14 protein-coding genes are annotated in these 19,012 nt (G+C 46.5%); 9 read left to right on the top strand and 5 right to left on the bottom strand.

Annotated features, from left to right (window positions below):
• Positions 1-52 precede the first annotated feature (52 nt).
• From MHM89_RS05470 to ppc, 4 genes are all read right to left on the bottom strand, one after another.
• Positions 53-505 (bottom strand): hypothetical protein, encoded by a 453-nt coding sequence (locus MHM89_RS05470; RefSeq protein WP_239408301.1) that lies wholly within the window; start codon positions 503-505, stop codon positions 53-55.
• Between the two features lie 101 nt (positions 506-606).
• Positions 607-1,014, bottom strand: coding sequence for a hypothetical protein (locus tag MHM89_RS05475; protein WP_239408302.1), 408 nt, complete (start codon positions 1,012-1,014; stop codon positions 607-609).
• Positions 1,015-1,164: 150 nt separating this feature from the next.
• The gene (locus MHM89_RS05480) at positions 1,165-1,743 is read right to left on the bottom strand and encodes an SEC-C metal-binding domain-containing protein (RefSeq protein ID WP_239408303.1); all 579 of its coding nucleotides are present in this window, start codon (positions 1,741-1,743) and stop codon (positions 1,165-1,167) included.
• 465 nt (positions 1,744-2,208) lie between these two features.
• On the bottom strand, positions 2,209-4,833 hold the full coding sequence (gene ppc / locus MHM89_RS05485) for a phosphoenolpyruvate carboxylase (protein ID WP_239408304.1): 2,625 nt from the start codon (positions 4,831-4,833) through the stop codon (positions 2,209-2,211).
• A 359-nt stretch (positions 4,834-5,192) separates the two neighbouring features.
• Here ppc and MHM89_RS05490 point away from each other — a divergent pair, with 359 nt between their 5' ends.
• Entirely contained in the window at positions 5,193-5,918 is a 726-nt protein-coding gene (locus MHM89_RS05490) for a tetratricopeptide repeat protein (RefSeq protein WP_022944412.1), read from the top strand.
• On the opposite strand, the gene MHM89_RS05495 is transcribed toward MHM89_RS05490, so the two are convergent.
• The gene (locus MHM89_RS05495) at positions 5,913-7,895 is read right to left on the bottom strand and encodes a serine/threonine-protein kinase (RefSeq protein WP_239408305.1); all 1,983 of its coding nucleotides are present in this window, start codon (positions 7,893-7,895) and stop codon (positions 5,913-5,915) included. The genes MHM89_RS05490 and MHM89_RS05495 overlap by 6 nt on opposite strands.
• A gap of 298 nt (positions 7,896-8,193) precedes the next feature.
• Between MHM89_RS05495 and tagH the strand changes: the two genes are divergently transcribed.
• The 8 genes from tagH to tssA all read left to right on the top strand — a co-directional run bounded on the left by tagH (position 8,194) and on the right by tssA (position 18,994).
• Positions 8,194-9,531: a type VI secretion system-associated FHA domain protein TagH gene (gene tagH / locus MHM89_RS05500; RefSeq protein ID WP_239408306.1), complete on the top strand. Its 1,338-nt coding sequence runs from the start codon at positions 8,194-8,196 to the stop codon at positions 9,529-9,531.
• A gap of 24 nt (positions 9,532-9,555) precedes the next feature.
• The gene (gene tssJ, locus MHM89_RS05505) at positions 9,556-10,017 is read left to right on the top strand and encodes a type VI secretion system lipoprotein TssJ (RefSeq protein ID WP_045980643.1); all 462 of its coding nucleotides are present in this window, start codon (positions 9,556-9,558) and stop codon (positions 10,015-10,017) included.
• 22 nt (positions 10,018-10,039) lie between these two features.
• Positions 10,040-11,368 carry a type VI secretion system baseplate subunit TssK gene (gene tssK, locus MHM89_RS05510; protein ID WP_045980642.1) on the top strand — a complete coding sequence of 443 codons (1,329 nt, stop codon included), beginning with the start codon at positions 10,040-10,042 and terminating at the stop codon, positions 11,366-11,368.
• A 23-nt stretch (positions 11,369-11,391) separates the two neighbouring features.
• Positions 11,392-12,717 carry a type VI secretion system protein TssL, long form gene (tssL, locus tag MHM89_RS05515; protein WP_239408307.1) on the top strand — a complete coding sequence of 442 codons (1,326 nt, stop codon included), beginning with the start codon at positions 11,392-11,394 and terminating at the stop codon, positions 12,715-12,717.
• Between the two features lie 17 nt (positions 12,718-12,734).
• Positions 12,735-16,256, top strand: coding sequence for a type VI secretion system membrane subunit TssM (gene tssM / locus MHM89_RS05520; RefSeq protein WP_239408308.1), 3,522 nt, complete (start codon positions 12,735-12,737; stop codon positions 16,254-16,256).
• Positions 16,238-16,960 carry a type VI secretion system-associated protein TagF gene (gene tagF / locus MHM89_RS05525; protein WP_022944419.1) on the top strand — a complete coding sequence of 241 codons (723 nt, stop codon included), beginning with the start codon at positions 16,238-16,240 and terminating at the stop codon, positions 16,958-16,960. Before tssM ends, tagF begins: the two co-directional genes overlap by 19 nt.
• Positions 16,957-17,733 (top strand): Stp1/IreP family PP2C-type Ser/Thr phosphatase, encoded by a 777-nt coding sequence (locus tag MHM89_RS05530; protein WP_022944420.1) that lies wholly within the window; start codon positions 16,957-16,959, stop codon positions 17,731-17,733. The genes tagF and MHM89_RS05530 overlap by 4 nt, the downstream gene beginning before the upstream one ends.
• A gap of 124 nt (positions 17,734-17,857) precedes the next feature.
• Positions 17,858-18,994 (top strand): type VI secretion system protein TssA, encoded by a 1,137-nt coding sequence (gene tssA / locus MHM89_RS05535; protein ID WP_045980639.1) that lies wholly within the window; start codon positions 17,858-17,860, stop codon positions 18,992-18,994.
• Positions 18,995-19,012 lie beyond the last annotated feature (18 nt).

The raw sequence follows: 19,012 nt of genomic DNA on the forward strand, positions 1-19,012 counted from the left end.
TAGCGAAGCGGAACCTAGCCAAGCTTTAGCAGTCCCGCACTTAATTGGCTTGTTATGTGTATTTTGACATTAATTCGATTGTAATTTGCTGACTAGTAACATTTTTACTAAACCAGCTAGTTTCATTTTTAACGTTAATCTTTATTGAGAGATTACCTTTGCCCATTTTATTAAGAGCGTTGCTAGCCATTTTACGCAATGTAATCCAGTCTGGGTGAGTTTCCAACTCACCCCAAAATGATTCATGGGTGTCGTTACTTCTAGCTTCAAAAAATGCATCAATTTCAGAAATGGCTTTTACATCGTCAGTTGTTAAAAGGCCATTTTCAATAAGCTGAGTTTTATGCTCGTTGAAATGAAATTCCAAATCAATAGCCATTTCTTCTTCGGCATTACCAATACCATAAGCCTCTAATTGAACTTTTGGCTCAGAAGAAATGATGATTAAAAGCTTTAATAACTCTTCGTAATGATATTTGATGTAATCCATACTATCGATACACATAACGCCGCCATATGGGGCGCATAAATGCTTGGCTAAACTTAGCGAAGAATGAGCGCAAGCCAAGCGTTTTGCGTCCAATTGCCATAATGGCCTTGTTATATTTACTTTATTTGCACACTCGTTGGTTCTTCATTTCTTAGTTCTGACAAATTTTTATCGAAGTCTTTTGATACTTTAGAATACCAATACTCGAGTAATTTAGAATTACAGTTGCTATCAAGAAGCGGTTGAATTGATTCTTCAGCCATTTCTAGTGTGAGTTCGGGATCGCCAATAATTGAGTTGAATTTTTTATACGATACCCGTGTTTTTTCTAAAGTTAATTTATTAATTTCTTCAATTTGCTTTTTCGTCAATGAATAGGATGTACTGCATTTGGAGTCTACCAACGCAAAAGTAACGTCATACATTTTTAGGTTGCCAATATATTTGGCTAAACGAAGAGCTTGCTGATCTGCATGAGCACTCGATGCGATCATAAAAGAAAGTATAAATTGACTAAACTTCAACGGGTGAACTCCATGTAAATATAACGCCGCGTTAAGTAGTGAGCAACGCAGCCACGAAACTTAACCAGACCACCGTAAACACTAAACCCAACGATGAAATGAAAAATGCCATGCGTTGGGAATCTGTCTTAAACGCTTTGTTATAGCGATTTAACCACAACACTTCTTGTTCTTTTTTCCTGAACCACAGTAACACTGATCGTTTCTTCCAGTGTACTTTTTAGCGAGAGACAAGATAGCAGGATAAAGTAGCGATGCTCTCATTTGGAACTGATTCAGATCAGATTGAGCAACAATACCTTGATTATCCAAACGCAATTTGTCTTGCTCAACTTCTATAGCAATGTACTCAGATAATGATTGGTCACTTATCAAAGGCACAAATTTTGTCGGAAGAAAGTTATGCTTAACGAGAGTTTCGACCGAACTGTCAGGAGCAAACTTCAATAGCCCCGTCCTATATTCATTCGGTGTTACGCAGACTAATGAATTGTCAGACATTTTGACGACAGCATGAGCGGTCATTTTGATTGAAATATTCCCTAAACACGAAAAAATCCAGCCAAATTGCACACTACCGCCATATTTTTCAATGTAAGCAGTGACATTGTTTAGACAATTAAGAGGCTTGGCACTCGGTTCGGGTTGAACTGGAATCTTCTTTAAATCTTCGACACCTAGTTTCTCTAGCAAATTATTACTTAATTCTGATAAATCAAAATACTGCAATTCTGTACTCCTAACTCAACAATCGCTATAACAGCTTATTAGCGTGCATTTCGGGTTAAGCCAAAATTCAAACAAAAAAAGTTAGTCGCACACGTTATATTTATAAGTAATTTCATAAAGTTACCAGAGTGGATTGGTAATGTCTAAGCAGTATTGGTTTGTTAAAAACGAGCATTGAGATATCCGAGCCTAAAATGGCACGATATATAAATATCGAACTTCAACACTTTCATAGGGTTAACTTTAGTTTCTACTTATTCGAGCCAAAAACTGCTGTATATAACGAGCCTTATTTTACGCTCTTGGCCTATTTCTGCGCTGTTGAGCACCCGCGTTATTTATTTGCATGAGGAAAGTAGCCTCTTTGATGATCGCTCATCGCATTTTATTGGGTGTGAATGATGGCCACTTACCACAATGGCGAGGTTCAGATGCGAGGCGGCTGATACACCGCCTCGCACCTAATTAACCGGTATTGCGCATACCCGCTGCGATCCCAGCCATGGTGACCATTAAGGCTTTATCTAATGCCTGTGAGCTATTGGTACGGGCTCGTTTCAATAGCTCTACCTGCAGCACATTAAGCGGATCTGTGTAGGGATTGCGCAATGCAATAGACTCACGCACCCAAGGCTGATGCCCTAATAAAGTGTGCTCTGGGCTTAGTTCTTTAATCAGCGCTACCGATTGTGCTAACTCTTGGCGTAAGCGCTCGCCAAAGTGCTGTAACTGCGGCGCCACTAAGTGCTGATCATAATGCGCACTAAGCCAACTATCCGCCTTACAGAATACCATTTCCAACATTTCTAATCGGGTGCGAAAGAACGGCCACTGCTGACTCATCAGTTGCAATGTATGTTCACCGTATTCACTAATCACCGCTCCTAAACCTTGATAGGCCCCCAACCAAGCAGGCAGCATCAGACGGTTTTGCGACCAAGCAAAGATCCAAGGAATGGCCCTTAAGCTTTCCACCCCACCATTGGGGTTGCGCTTAGAAGGCCGCGATCCCAATGGCAACTTACCCAACTCTTGCTCTGGTGTGGCACTGCGAAAGTAAGGTACAAATTCAGGGTTCTCGCGCACAGTCGCACGATAATGCTGGCACGATGCGTCGCTAATTTTAGCCATAACGTCACGCCACTTAGGCTCAGGCTCTGGGGGTGGCAGCAGGTTCCCCTCAAGTACTGCGCTGGCATATAAATGCAGGCTTTGCTTTGCGACACTGGCCAGTCCGAACTTGAAGCGGATCATCTCACCTTGCTCAGTCACGCGCAGGCCATTTTTCAAACTCCCTGGCGGTTGCGAGCGCAACGCTTGCGCAGCTGGGGCTCCTCCCCTGCCAACAGTACCGCCGCGCCCGTGAAATAGCACGAGTTCAATGCCCTGCTCCTCACTAAGCTGCACCAAGGACTCCATAGCGCTATATTGTGCCCAGCCTGCGGCCATCATCCCTGCATCTTTGGCTGAATCTGAATAGCCAATCATCACATACTGATGAGTGCCTAGATGTTGGCGATACACATCATCGCTATATAAAGCCTGCATCACTTCAGGCGCACGGTTGAGGTCATCCAGAGTTTCAAACAAAGGTGCAACCGGCATGTTAAACTGACAGCCTGCTTCTTGAAGTAATAACTTAACTGCCAGCACATCTGATGCCTGACGAGCCATGGAAATAATGTAAATGCCAAAGTTTTCGGCGCGATTTTGGGCAATCACTTTAAAGGTGTCGAGAACCTCTTGGCTTTGTTCGCTTGGTTGCCAATTGCGAGGTAATAACGGCCGCTTGCTGGCCAACTCTGCTTTGAGAAACTCTTGTTTGCCTTGCTCATCCCACTGGCAGTAATCACCTAGGCCTAGGTACTCGGTCAGCTCACCAAGCACCTGTGCGTGTCTGTCGCTGTCTTGGCGGATATCCAATTGCGAGAGCTGCAAACCAAAACACCGACAGCGGATCAGCGTATCGCGCAGCTGCCCCTGGGCGATGATGGCCATATTATTGGCCTCTAACGAGCGCTCACAGGCCTTTAACACATCCGTTATCTGAGTGATATCCGTGATGATGTTTTCGCCGCGTGGCGACTGCTGGGTTATTTTGGCCTCGAGATACTCGTGAGTGAGTGTCAGCTTTTCACGTAGTTGCTTTAATACGGCACGATAGGGTTCATGGGCTCCTTCAGCCTGTTTAGCTAAAGCATCATCGCAGGCGAACATCGATAATTCACTGATCAGCAGGTTGATGTCTTTAATATACAAGTCCAATGCCATCCACCGGCCATGGTCGAGTACGCTCTGTGTCACACTCGATGTTACAAAAGGATTGCCATCGCGGTCGCCGCCCATCCATGAGGTAAAACGCACCGGCTTTGCATCACTTGCTAAACCAACACCCAACTCTTGAGTCAGCGTGTCATCAAGCTCACGCACATATTCTGGCACCGCTTGCCACAGGCTATTTTCAATGACCGCGTAACCCCACTTCGCCTCATCCAAAGGCGTTGGCCGTTGTTGACGAATTTCATCGGTATGCCACGCCTGTGCTATTAATTGACGCATGCGCGCGTGGAGTTTTTGTTGTTCCTGCGGCAGCAAGTCGCCCAGCTCTAACAGGTTTAAGCAATCACTTAATTGCACATGTTTGTTAATCAGTGTGCGTCGTGTCACTTCCGTTGGGTGCGCAGTTAATACCAAGTTGATATCTAGTCGTGCAATTGCCTCTTTGATGGTGTGCTCTTGCACATGGCTTTGCTTGAGGCGCAGCAAAGTCTGCTTTAATGGGTCAAGTTCGCAAAAACCCTGGTTACCCGAGCGCGACACAGTATGGTACTGCTCAGCAACGTTAGCGAGGTTGAGGAATTGGTTGAACGCGCGCACAACAAGCAGTAACTCATCGTCGCTTAGGGATTGTAACTCGCTGATCAGCGCCTCACGCGCCTGCTCATCGCCACCGCGAGAAGTTTTTGCCAACTGACGAATTGATTCAACTTTGGCCAAAGCCGAATCACCCAATGCCTGAGCAATGGTTTGTCCTAGCATCTGCCCTAATAAACCCACATTACTGCGTAGTGCCGCGTATTGATCACTCATATCCTCACTCCTGTGTCTTTATTTTTATCTTTTGTAGCATGGAAGTGCCTCGCTTTGAAAGGCTAAGAAAAGGAGAAAAACTAATTTGATAATAATTCCTATTTGCACTTGATACATTAAGCTATGCTAGTAATAATCATTATCAACAAGACGAAACGGAGTCTTTTGCTTTCTCTAGGTCTTGTTCATACGCACTCAATGCGATGAAAACTTTACTTGCTACATTGCTCATATCGGTGACGGTAGATATGACCCCAAAAACCCAAGCCTTGCTTGGGTTTTTTTATGGCTAAGCTTTGGACCCATACCAATAAACAGGCTAGAATCATAAAGATACGAGCCATACGCGGAGAACACAGATGTTGCGATACACACTATGCGCACTGACACTGAGCAGTGCACTTGCACTCGCGCCCGCAGCACATGCGGGGTTAGAAGAAGGCATTGCTGCGGCCAATGTGGGAGATTTTGAAACCGCCCTCAGCGAGTTTCAATATTTAGCAGACATGGGCTACGCCCCTGGAATCTATCAACTGGCACAAATGTACGAAAGCGGCCACGGTGTAGCGAAGAATCAACGTAAGGCTGCTCAGCTATATCAGCAGGCCGTGGATAAAGACTATGCAGACGCGATGTTTTCCTTGGCAGTCATGTACCAAGAAGGCCGAGGAGTAAAGCTAGACTTGCAACGAGCGGTCAGTTTATTCAAAGGGGCTGCCGAAAAAGGGCTGGCTGCTGCGCAATTTAACCTTGGCGTTATGTACACCAATGGCGAAGGCGTTATTAAAGATTACCAAAGCGCAATCGATTGGTATCGTAAAGCGGCAGCGCAAAATTATACCTTGGCTCAGTTTAACCTTGCGCTAATGTACTATGAAGGCCTAGGTGTAGCTAAAAGTATCGAGAAGTCTTATATCTGGAACACCATCGCGGAATACAATGGCAATGACGATGCCAGTACCAGCCGCAAACTCGACGAGAAAAAATTGCAGCCTGAAGAAATTGAGCGGGCAAAGCAAAAAGCCGACGACATCTATGAAAAGATCCTCGCCGGCCGTTATGCTGGAGAAGGTCGTCGCCTATAAGTAAGCTGAGAGTGACTTGTTAATCGAGTCACTTCGCTCTATTAGCTTCTGTGCTGTACGATACATGCGCTTTTGCATTAATGCATGCGCCTTCGACAAATATGCAGAAGCGAGCGATTTCTTCAGTTTTACCATGGGCTGAAAATCTTCTGGTACTTTTTCTGCCAACGTGTTCACTTCTTCTTCCAGTGCAATCAGCTCTTTATGGTCATCCATATTAGTAATAGATACTTCCCAAGCATCAAACTGATCTTGGTAATACGCCGTGGCAGCCTCGTAAGGATACGGTGTATCCGGGTTACTCTCACGTTTATTGAAGTACTCTGCCAGCACCGTCATGGCTTCGCGTTTCGCTTCACCTTGTTGCAATAATTGCGCAATCTGCTGATTTTGCGCAAATACGGCCTCACCGACTTCGGCTAAGGTATCTAAAGTCGCAACGTCGTCTGCTTCAACGGCTGCTTGGTATTGCTCAAGGTATAAAGTAACCCCAGCTTCCATCGGTTGATAATCAAATTCAGGGGCAATGAAGGCTAGATCTTCAGAAAGCTTAACCAAAGAGTTGTCACCGCCCTCGGTTAGACGTCCTTGACTCAATAACAAGTCAATTTTTTCAACCACACCGTCAAGCACCGATTGCTGCTCTGTTCGCGTATCTTGAATAAGTTCAGCCAACGCTAGTGAGTCAGGGAAACGAGGTTTGGCCTGATCGTACACGTTAATAATTGCAGTGAAGTTCTTGTATTCTTGCTCTTTATTCTGCCCTGCTAGCTTCGCTTGTTGCTCCAACTGTGCCAGTAACTGGGGCTGGTTTTTAACCACCAAGCCTTGTTTTAGTACTTGGTACTGTGGCGGAATTTCACCTAGTTTACTGAATAGGTTACTTGGCCCCCATCCCATCCACTGGTTAAGTTGCTCATTTTTGGCAACAGCATTGTCGTATTTAGCTTGCAACAAAGCGTAATCACTTTGCGCTTGGGTATGATAAGTAAACCCTAACCCTGCAACTACAGCCACAGTTGCCACCGCAGCCACTGCCGGCATGTGGTTGACAGTCAATAATTTCGACTTGAGTTCGCTAAAGCTCTTAAACCCTGGCTGCGAAATTGATAATGCTTTTTTCAGCGCGCCCCAACGTAGCATCGGCATCGACGCTGGCTTTTTCAGAGTATAAGTCGCTGGCACCTCATTGGCGGCAACACGGTCATAAGGGTGGTTACTCGAAATAAGTTCATAGGCGATACACGCGAACGAAAAAATATCATCTTGCGGTGTCGGCTCTTGGCCATCTAATTGCGATGCACTGGCGTAAGCTGGGGTGTACCCGGCAACACCATCTTCTGCCTGAGCGCCTTGATAAGCGTAAATATCATCGCCGCGATGGGCGCGAGCAACACCAAAATCTAGAATTTTTACGTCACCTTGGCTGGTGACCATAACATTGGAAGGCTTCAGGTCGGTGTGCACAACACCGTGGGCGTGCGCATAAATTAGCGCATCAATCATTTGCGTGAGAATGGGTTTGGCGTTGGCAAATTTCATGCCCGTTGGCCGTGAACGCTTGATAATTTGCTCAAGTGTCTCGCCCTCTATCCACTCCATAACGATGTAGTGAATCCCGGCCACGCTTGCACAATCATAAACGCGGACAATATTTGGATGCGATAATTGCTGACAGCGCTGGGCTTCTTTTTTCAACAGCGCCAATGCTTGCTCTGATTCTGCAAACTGCGATTGTAACACTTTAATAACGACGTGATGTTCACCATCGCTGGTTGAGAGGTGTAGGTCTTTGGCACGGTAGATATCACTCATACCACCTTGGCCGACAAGTTCCTCCAACAGATACCGTGCACCTAATTTCAAACCCTGAAGGTTGGCGCTTTGAGCATTCTTTTGTGGGGCGTTACCTGAGTTTGCGATACCAGCGATTTGCGTTTTATCTTGCTCGCTTGCATTTTGCGGCTTGTCATCCATATTGGCTGTCCTTTAATGCGTTCATCCATTCACTGAGCGTTAATATATTAGATTATTAAATAAAAGGCTATAACAGATTGCGGTTTAAATGACCTTTTATACGGTTCAATAGTATAACCACCAGTATAATTGCAAAAACCACCACAATCTCTTAAAGCCACTACAATGGTTACTTGAACTTATGCCACACCGGAGTAAATGTAGCGCTATTAGATACCGTCACTTTTATTGACAAAATCTAACTTAATATTTATCCTCGTGAGCTATTAACGTCGTCTTATGGAATAGAGTAAAGCAAATGGAAGCGACCTTTAACGTTATCAGCTACCACCGCCTATCCCCTGAAATAGAAACATCAAAGACCACCCAAGATAGCTTGGTATTTGGTCGTTCACAGGAGTGCGACTGGCACTTGCCAGATCCTGAGAAAATAATTTCCAGCACCCATGGCCGTATTGAGCGCTCTGGGTCGAACTTCGTTGTTCATGATTTATCAACAAACGGCCTGTTTGTTAACCACAGTGTGACCCCTGTAGGCAAAGGCAATCAACAAGCATTGCAAGACGGTGATGTGCTTAGTATTGGCGATTATGAAATCGAATTTAAACTGGCGCAAAGCGCCGTCGCCGCGCAAAGCGCACCAGTAGCTCAGCCATCGCAGCCGAGTATACCTGCGCAGCAAGCTGCACCTGCTTCGAGCTCTAATAACGATGATTTGTTTGCAACGCAGATGCAATCCGCAAACGAACTTGACCAATCTTTCCAGATGCCCGGTCTAGAAACACCAGCGAGCGCCCCAGCAACCGGCTCTCAATCCGCAGCCGAAACCATTCCCGAAGACTGGGGGTTAGACTTAGCATTCGGCCAACCTGAGAGTGCGTCCCCTGCAAGTCAGCCTGCGCCTCAGCCAGAGCCACAACCAGCTCCTGCTCCTACGCCGGCACCAACAGCGCAAACGCAACATAGTATCGCTCCGGCCCCAGAACCAAAGGCGCCACAGCAAGCTGCACCACAAGCTTCGGCTGCGCCGCAGCCAGCTCCAGCAGCTGCAGGGCAAGGTGAATTAGCAGCTGCTTTTTTGCAAGGTTTGCAAGTTGACGCGCAGCTTGCGAATGAATTAAACAACGCACAAACGTGGCAACAGATGGGGGAGAGTTTACGACTTCTATTGTTGGGCTTAGTTGAATCACTTAGACAACGCTCCTCGGTGAAACAACAACTGCGCTTGAATCACACTATGTTCCAAGCACAACAAAATAATCCACTGAAGTTTTCAGCAACTTTAGAAGATGTAATCCAGAACTTATACACCCGAAATAGCGCCAGCTTTTTAAATGCTGAGCAAGCTATTGCCGAGGCGTTTAAAGACACTCGCGACCACGATACGGCAATGATGGCCGGGACCGTGGGGGCCATTGAAGGATTACTCGATACACTTTCACCAGAGCGCCTGAAAAGCCAAGCAAACGAACAAGGCGGTCTGAAAAAGGTTTTACCATATCAATTAGAAGCGAAAAGCTGGCGTTTATTTAGCGCTATGCACCAAGACATGGAAAGTGAAATTGAGCGCAAAGGCAGTGGCGCGCTCGCTGATGATTTTGTTAAAGCTTACGATAGTAAATTAAAAACGCTTTAGATTAGTTATCCTAGAGGAAACAACATGAACAACAAATTATTGTCCGTATTGGTCGTAATTTTTACCTTAGCACTGAGTGCGTGTACTGCGGTGAATAAGATAGTACCGCCCTCCACCGACGTCACCTTTAATGTCGCGGCTGATATCAACCCAGATATTAATCAACGTCCTTCACCTGTTGTGGTTAAAATCTTTGAGCTGAGTTCACGGACAGTATTTGATAATCAAGATTTCTTCACCCTTTATGAAGATCCTGAGTCGGTGTTGGGCCCTGATCTGTTAAAAAAGGACGAGTTAGAGCTGCAACCTGGAAGCAAACTTGAGTACCCGATGTCGCTAGATAGAAATACGCGCTATGTCGGCTTTGTTGTAGCCTATCGCGATATTGATCAAGCTCGTTGGCGTGCAGTGTTAGCGGCCGATCCAACAGGCTATGATGATGTAACTGTTAATGTTGAGGAAATTGCTGTTTACGCCAAAGACTAAACAGCACTAAGAGGGAATTTACATGAGCGACCACAGCGCAATCGCATGGACCGAGGGGATGTTCTTACGTCCCCAACATTTTCAGCAAGCTGAGCGCAGCATTCGTCGTGCGATCAACCACAGCAGCCAGCATGTCCACCACTACCCGTGGGGGACTGTGTCGTTGGAAATAGACCAATCCTTGCTACCTTTAGGGCAAGTTCGTTTAAGCAAACTGACCGCCACCCTAGCTGATGGCACCGCCGTTGATATGCCTACGATCGACCCGCTACCACAAGCACTGTCGTTAACCAGCGAAGTACGGGACGAAGTTATCTATTTGGCGATTGCCAGTGATAAAACCAATGGCACAAATATCAGCGCTGATGGTGACGGTATGATCACCCGATACCGTTTTGCTGACCACACCTGTGCCGATGTAAGCTTAGGCAGCGATGCTCAGGAATCTGTGCAAATTGCTGCACTGCACAGCCAACTTAAACGCCATAACGATGATCGAGCTGGTTATATTTGTTTACCTATTGCACGGGTAATCGAAGTATCCGACGAGGGCAACATTAAACTTGATAGCAAGTTTATTGCTCCTACCTTGAATGCCAAAGCGGTTGCGCCATTAACCAGCGTGGTACGCGAAATTCATGGCATGATTAAGCAGCGTGCAGAAGCACTTTCTGCGCGATTAACTCAAGGGCAAGCAGGTTCCACTTCGGTGGCTGACTTTATGATGCTGCAAGTGCTAAACAAGTACCAACCGGTGTTTAGTAACTTTGAAAATATGGATATGTTACATCCATTTATGCTTTATAACCGGGTGATTGAATTAGTCGGTGAGCTCAGTACCTTCAGTACCCGTGATAAACGAGTTCCCGAGCTGCCCCATTACAACCACAGTGAGCTGACTGCTGTGTTTGGCAATTTAATGGTATTAATCAACCAAACGCTGAGCCAAGTACTTGAACAAACTGCACTGGAAATACCCCTTGAGAAAAGCAAGTTTGGTATTTATTTTGGCGCAATTAATGATAAGTCTTTACTTGATAATGCTCACTTTATACTGGCTGTAAAAGCGAACCTACCTAACGAAGAAGTACGTCAGCGTCTACCCGCACAGACGAAAATAGGTAGCGTCGAGACAATTCGCGACTTAGTGAATAACCAAATCCCAGGAATTACTCTTGCGACCTTGCCTGTCGCACCTAGGCAGGTGCCCTACCATGCTGGCTACCATTACTTCCAGCTGGAAAAAGGCAATGAGCACTGGCTTAAGTTAAGCAGTAGTGGTGGTATTGCACTGCATATTTCTGGCAACTACCCCGAACTACAAGTGGCACTTTGGGCCGTTAAGGGATAACTAACCAACAGGATACAATCATCATGGACAAGACGATTTTAAAGCCCCGTCCAGGAAGAAGAGGACTGGCACAAAATAATGGCGAGCCAGCTCCTGCAGGTGCTGGTGCTTCAGGCGCAGCGGCTAGTGCAGACACCTCTAGCGGGGATAAGACTGTAGTCAATGTGAACCAGTCAAAGCCTGTTGCTCGAGTGCAAGGGAACGCACCTATTTTTCAGTCCAAGCTAGTCGATTACGGTGCTGATATTTTTTCACTGACAGTGGCAATCAATCGCATGAGTCATTGCGATGATGTCGATAAGCTTAAACAACAAAGCATTGATGCTATTAAGAATTTTGAACAGTCTTTGCGTAACGAGCACCTCGATAGCCAGCTTATTGAGTCTGCACGATATTGCGTATGCGCGCTGTTGGATGAGACCGTGCTCAATACGCCGTGGGGCAGCGAAAGTGTGTGGGTGAATGAAAGTCTCCTATCCATCTTTCATAAAGAAACCTTTGGTGGTGAGTACTTCTTCACTTTACTTGATGAGGCACTGCGCCAGTCGAGTCATAATATCGACCTACTCGAACTACAATATTATTGTTTGAATCTTGGGTTCCAAGGCAAGTATCGTGTCAGTGCACAGGGACAATCTGCGGTCGATGATTACCGTGATAAGTTGTATCGCGAGATAAGCCTGATCCGTGGCACTGGTTCAAGCCAGTTATCGATTAATTGGCGCAAACGCATTGCTAACGGACTAGAGCTACGCCAGCAATTTCCACTCTGGGTTATATTAACCTTATTTGCTGCCCTCGCCCTGGTGGTTTACACCCTTTTTTCGTACCAACTGAATCGTTACTCCGATAATGTTTTCACAGAGCTTGATGCCTTAGTTCCCTATCAATTAGGCGAACAAACCACTGGTGATAGCATGGAAGCCAGTGTGCTGAACCAGTTGTTGCAGACAGAAATTCAACGTGGCGTGCTCAGTGTCACGTCACAATCTGACCGCGTACGTATTCGTATATCCAGTGAGTCGCTGTTTGATTCCGGCAGTAATATTGTTCGTGCTGATATGAAGCCGATTATTGCTAAAATTGCCCGTGCCCTTGAAGGCACACAAGGTAAAGTGCTGATCACCGGCCATACCGACAACACGCCGATTTCAACGCCTGAATATCCCTCTAATTGGCACTTATCATTGGCGCGAGCAACGCAAGTTGCCAACGCAATGGCGCAAAATGCGTCGTTAAGTGGCCGCTTATGGCCAGAGGGGCGTGGCGAAGCGGAACCAGTTGAAAGTAATGATACCGCCGCACAGCGAGCCAAAAACCGCCGTATTGAAATTGATCTGCTGTTTTAAGTTTCAAGGAAGAGATTATGTCTATCAAAGAAAAAGCGAGGCTGCTCTCGTACAAACTTAAATCTCGAGTTGTAGTAACAACTTTGGGCTTTTTAGCGCTTGCCTTATTGATATGGTTTGGCGGCCCACTCATTGCCATCGCCGGTGCCGTTCCTTTGGCTTCAGCAGCATGGCGGTTAGTGTTAATTTTATCCATTGTCGTCGTGTGGTTGCTAGTGACTTGGTCGAAACGAGTCAAACAGAACAAACGCAATGAACAAATGGCCAATGAGCTCATTGATGGAGATGCCGACGCCAACAGTGATGTGAACGAGGAAATCGACACACTGAAAAAGCGTATGAGTGATGCCATTGATACGCTGAAAACCGCAAAGCTATACAAAAACCAAAATGTATACCAGCTGCCTTGGTATATTATGATTGGCCCACCGGGTTCAGGTAAAACCACTGCTATTAACAACTCAGGTCTTGATTATCCACTGCGTGAGTCCATGGGTATCGACATGATCCAAGGGGTTGGCGGTACTCGCAACTGTGATTGGTGGTTCACCAATAAAGCCGTGCTCATTGATACCGCTGGACGCTATACCACACAAGACAGTCATGCCCGACATGATGCTCGTGCATGGCAAGGTTTTTTGGGGTTATTACGTAAAAACAGACCATTACGCCCCATCAACGGTGTAGTTATTTCCATGGGCATTAGCGAATTAATGCACCAGACCAAGACCGAACGAAATCTCCACGCCCGCGCCATTAAACAGCGTTTGCAGGAACTGCAAAACCAGCTTGGTATGTCGTTTCCTGTGTACGTTATTTTATCAAAAGCTGATTTGATTGCTGGCTTTAATGAATACTTTGAGTATTTAACTGAAGAAGAAGCAGAACAAGTTCTAGGTGTCACTTTTGAATTGAATACAGCGGATAATGAACAAGCACCGGTGAATCATTTTAACCGGGAATTCCATGCGCTTATTTCTAACCTTGCAGCCAAGCTCAACCAACGCTTGATGCATGAGCGCGACCCGAAACGTCGTGGCATTATTTTTGAATTTCCTCGTCAATTGCGTGTACTGCAGGGTATCGCCGACACCTTCCTAAAGGAAATTTTCACCCCTAACGCCTACGAGCAGCTGCCTATTTTACGGGGCGTTTACCTAACCAGTGCGACACAAGAAGGTGTACCTGAAGATTTACTGGCTCATAAGAAAGGTTACAGTGCTAACACAGGCGGTGAAAGTAGCCGCGCCTTCTTCATTAAGCGACTATTAGAGGAAGTGGTCTTTCCGGAGCAAAACTTAGCCTCAACTAACCGCCACCACGATAAACAGAACAAGTGGATGCGTATTGGTGCAATTTCCACCGCTGCTTGTGCCACTTTAGCGCTGAGTATTAGCTGGTACCTTAGTTACTCATGGAACAAAGAGCTCATCAAGTCAACGCAAGGCGCTATTGATGAGTACCAGTTGCTCACGGCTGGCGGGCTGAACGGACAAACCGACTTACTCACTCTCACAAAAGCGCTAAACCGCCTGCGTGACCTGCCTGCAGGATATAGTGACCATATTCCGCTTGCAGACCCATCAGCCGTAGGCTATGACAAAGGCAGCGATCTGAAACAACCATCGGTTGAGGCCTATAAGCGCGCACTATTCGCACACCTCGCGCCTTATATGGGCGAAGCGATGACCACAGAGATGAGTGAGCACAAAGAACACTTAGGGTATCTGTATGAAACCTTACGCGCTTATCTTATGCTGTATATGCCAGAACGCTTTAAGGCCGAGGATATTCAGGCTTGGTTCGCCGCGTACATTGAACGCGAGATGCCGGGCGATGCGTACATTGCCGACCGACAAGCTCTTAACTCTCATATCGCAACGCTCTTAGCTGAAGGCTTTGAAGGTGTCGACCAAGACCTTGCTGCGGTTAAAAATGCCCGTGTAGAGCTGACTAAACTCCCCTTGGTTGATCGCGCCTACCAACGCTTAAAGACCGACTTTATCGACTCTAGCGTGGCCGACTTCAAACTCAGTGATGTGATCAGCTACAACAGTATGTATGCGTTTAGCTTTAAAAGTGGTCGCGACATAAATACAGGGATTCCAGGGCTCTATACCCACAGTGGTTTCCATGGCATTTTTAACATTGAGAAAAAGAAACTATTGAGCAACTTACTGCATGATAGTTGGGTGTATGGTGATAATCTCAGTGAAGTCGGTGACGATGCCAAAGCACGTATAGAGAAAGATTTAGAGTATCGTTATTTCCGCGACTATATCTACTACTGGGAAGAGTTTTTAGATGACTTAACGCTGCGCCCTTACAGCACCACAGAAGAAGGTGTGCGCGTTACAGAAATACTTTCTGGTCCAGAAGCGCCCATTAAGAATATTCTTGCTGCCGTGCAAAAAAATGTCGCACTCACCAAAATGCCGGTGTCAAAAAACCAAAAAGCAGCTGCGGCTGTAGCGGCTAATGCCGCCGATGTGGCACTGCATAGTAAAACGTCGCGATTAAAGCGCCTACTGCCCAATGAAATGCCAGATATCGAGATGCAACTCCCTGGTGCTGAAGTGGAACAAGCCTTTGCAAAAATCCTTGAGGTTGACCCGGGTTCGCTTGAAGATATCCAAACCAACCTGCGTAGCCTTAATCGCTATCTTGATAAGCTCGCCAATGGCGATCAGCAAAAGCTAAGCTTTAAAACTAAGGTCGCCAGTAATACCGATCCGAAATTTATTGCGACACTGCGTTCACAAAGCCGCTCTCTGCCCTACCCGTTTGATAACTGGCTAGAAGGCATGACTCATAATGCCGATCGCATTACCAAGGCAAGCGCTAATCAGCACTTAAATGAGATTTGGCGCTCGCAAGTGGTTCGTGAGTACCGAGTTGCCATTGCCGATCGCTATCCGTTTAACCCTATTTCTTCGCAAGAAGTACGGATGCGTGATTTCAGCCGCTTCTTCGGCCCAGATGGTACATTGGATAAATTCTTCAAGCGCTACCTAGCAGCTAATGTTGATACCAGTACCTCTCCGTGGCGCTTTGAGCGTGATATCGGCGTTAGCCAACGCAGCCTAGCGATGTTTGAACAAGCCTCGAAAATTCGCCAAGCATTTTTCAGCGGTGGCAGTGATAAGCCCAGCCTACAATTTGGGTTGAAACCTATCTCACTGGACAAAAAAGTCAGTAACTTCCGCTTAGAAATAGACGGACAAGCGCTTAACTATCGTCATGGGCCGCTGCGCGTAGTCAATATGACCTGGCCAGGGGACAGTGCAGAAAGCGAAACACGCATCGTGTTTACGCCACCAGAGGGCGGGCGCTCAACGAATACCACCTACTCGGGTGAATGGTCATTGTTCAGAATGCTTGACGATATGAGCCAGAAACGTCCAGAAACTAAGGATGATCATCAGTTACATATCGCTTTAAGCGGTAACGAAGCTAAAGTGCAACTGCTACCAAGTAGCACCATTCACCCATTTTGGAGTGCCAACATAGAGAGTTTCAGATGTCCGACCAAGCTGTAAATATGGGCTATTGCGGAAAGGTCCCCTCCCGTGGGGACTTTATCGCGCATCAACTTGAGCGTAGTTTTCAGGTACCTTGGAACGAGTGGTTACAATCAGTGGTGGCGGTAAGTAAAGAACAGCTTGGTGATATGTGGACTGAGCGTTACCTCACATCACCAGTATGGCACTTTGCCCTATCAAGCGGCGCCTGCGGGGCCAATGCCATGTGTGGCTCGTTTATTCCCAGTGTTGATGCGGTTGGGCGTCACTTCCCGTTTACCGTCGCTGCCATTACCAACAGTAAGCCACTGGATTGTTATAACAATGACTTTGCAACGCAAGAGTACGAAGATGCGGTGCTCAATGTGCTAGAGGACTCGGTTGATTTGCCCAGCTGGTTTAAATCAGTTAATGAGCAATATCAGCAACCTAAAGCAGACATTGAAGAGCTTTTGCTGACACGCTCTGGCGATCCCAGCAAAGAGTCGTTAAGCGTCATGCTTGCTCCCAGTGCAGACGCTAACACCTTATTACACAATTTACTGAGCTCACGATATGCGAACTATTGTCTATGGTGGACACATGGTTCCTGTTTGGTTGAGCCTTGCTTACTGGTTACGCCCGGATTACCGGCGATAAGCCAATTTTCCGCCATGCTTGATGGACGATGGCAGCACTGGGATTGGAACCATAGTCAAAAATTAGACAGGGAAACTGCATGAGTATTACCAGTTACGCGCAGAGCCATCGAGGTGTAGTGCGAGAGATAAATGAGGATGCGTTAGTTGAGCTTCCACAACATAATGTTTGGGTCGTCGCCGACGGTATGGGCGGCCACGCCGCTGGCGATTACGCCAGTCAGCTGGTGGTTGATGTATTAAAGCGCCACCTCGATAGTGTAGGTAGTGGCAACGTCAATTGTAATGTCATCATCGCGGCATTAGAAGATGCCAATACTCAGTTGTACCAGCACAGCCAAGAAAATATGGATGGTAAAACTATGGGCTCGACAGCGGTGGTGCTATTTCTTCACGAACAAAGCTATTACTTCGTATGGGTGGGCGATAGTCGCGGCTACCTATTGCGTCGCGACCGACTCGAGCAGCAAACGCGTGACCACAGCCAAGTGAATGAGCTAGTCGATGAAGGTGTTATTACCGAAGAACAGGCTGCCGTGCACCCACTGTCGAATGTCATTACTCGCGCTGTAGGTGTAGCCCCCGAAGTACAGCCAGAGGTTATGCAAGGCAAGTTACAAGATAAAGATGTGTTCTTACTCTGTAGTGACGGGCTCACTGGAGAAGTTTCTGATCTCGAAATAGAGAGTTCATTATCCCCACTGAACATTATTGATGCCGGCATGGCACTTATGCACTCTGCGCTGGTGCGAGGAGCGAAAGATAATGTCACCTGCATTTTAGTGAAAAATAATGAAAATCATGTACAAGAGACGAATCAGTGCGATCAGGGTGACAAAACCGTACCGCTCTTCTAATATTTAACTATTGCCAAAAGATAAATAATCACATTTGTGCTATATAACCTTGTTTTAGGCACATTTATTATTTATCATGCATAAGACGCAATTAAGTTAAGCAATCAAGGGATTTTGAGCGTATATGTCAGGGACCGATCTTTTCGATTTATCACCACTTGTTAACGCTATCAGCGACGAGCAGCCGACCGGGGTAGACCCGCGTGAGGATGTATCGCCGACGTCGACGTACTACACGTTAAAAGACTTACGTAACACGCTGCGTGCGGATGAGCGTAATGCCCTCATTGACGATGAAAGTATAATTGCTGTTGCGCGAGATTGGCGACCCTTACTTGAACAAATCCCCGACGTCCTTTCACAACAGTGTAAGGACCTAGAGTTAGTCGCTTGGTACATAGAAGGGCTTTGCCGCTTACATGGTTTTGCCGGTTTAAGTCATGGCTTTGAACTTGCCGCACAGCTGATCGAATTATATTGGGATACCCTCTACCCCACCCCTGATGAAGATGACATTGAAGAACGTGTAGCACCGATTGTCGGTCTCAATGGTATTGACAGTGAAGGCGCACTCATCATCCCATTGAAGAGCATCGCCATGACCGAAGGAGTCTCTCAAGGTCCATTCTCGTTATGGGAATATGAGCGTGCTGTTGATTTAGAGCGTCTAGATGAAGAAAAGCGAGAGCGCCGAGTTGAAGAAGGTGCGGTATCGCTAGAGCAAATCACGACCGCCGTCAAAGAAACTCCAACCGAGTACTTTGTTGCTCTTGATAAAGAGATTGATGACTGTTTACAGGCTTTCACGCACCTAAGTGAGGCCATGGACGAGAAAGTAGGTTCGCCCCAACCTACCAGCTACATCACTAAGACTCTTGAACAATGTAGAGCCGCTATCAAGCACCTGGCTGGAGATCGTATCGAAGCCGCAAATGCTGTCGATGAACCGGCTGCTGATGATGGGCAAGCAAGCGATGGCGACGCAGCCGATAGCGAAGAACAGAGCACTTCTGGCGGCAGCAAAGACGTTATTCAGGCGAGCATTAACTCACGCCAAGACGCCATAAAACAGCTGCAAAAAATATCCGATTTTTTTCGTAAGACAGAGCCTCATTCGCCCATGTCTTACACCATAGAGCAAGTAATCCGCTGGAGTGAATTAACACTGCCGGAACTACTTAACGAACTGATATCTGACAATGATGCACGCACAGGTTACTTCAAGTTGTCAGGCATCAAAGTCGAAGATAGCGAAACCTAGAATAATCTGAAAGGAGTT

The organism is Pseudoalteromonas sp. CNC9-20, assembly GCF_022347875.1.
GTDB classification, from domain to species: Bacteria; Pseudomonadota; Gammaproteobacteria; order Enterobacterales; family Alteromonadaceae; genus Pseudoalteromonas; species Pseudoalteromonas ruthenica.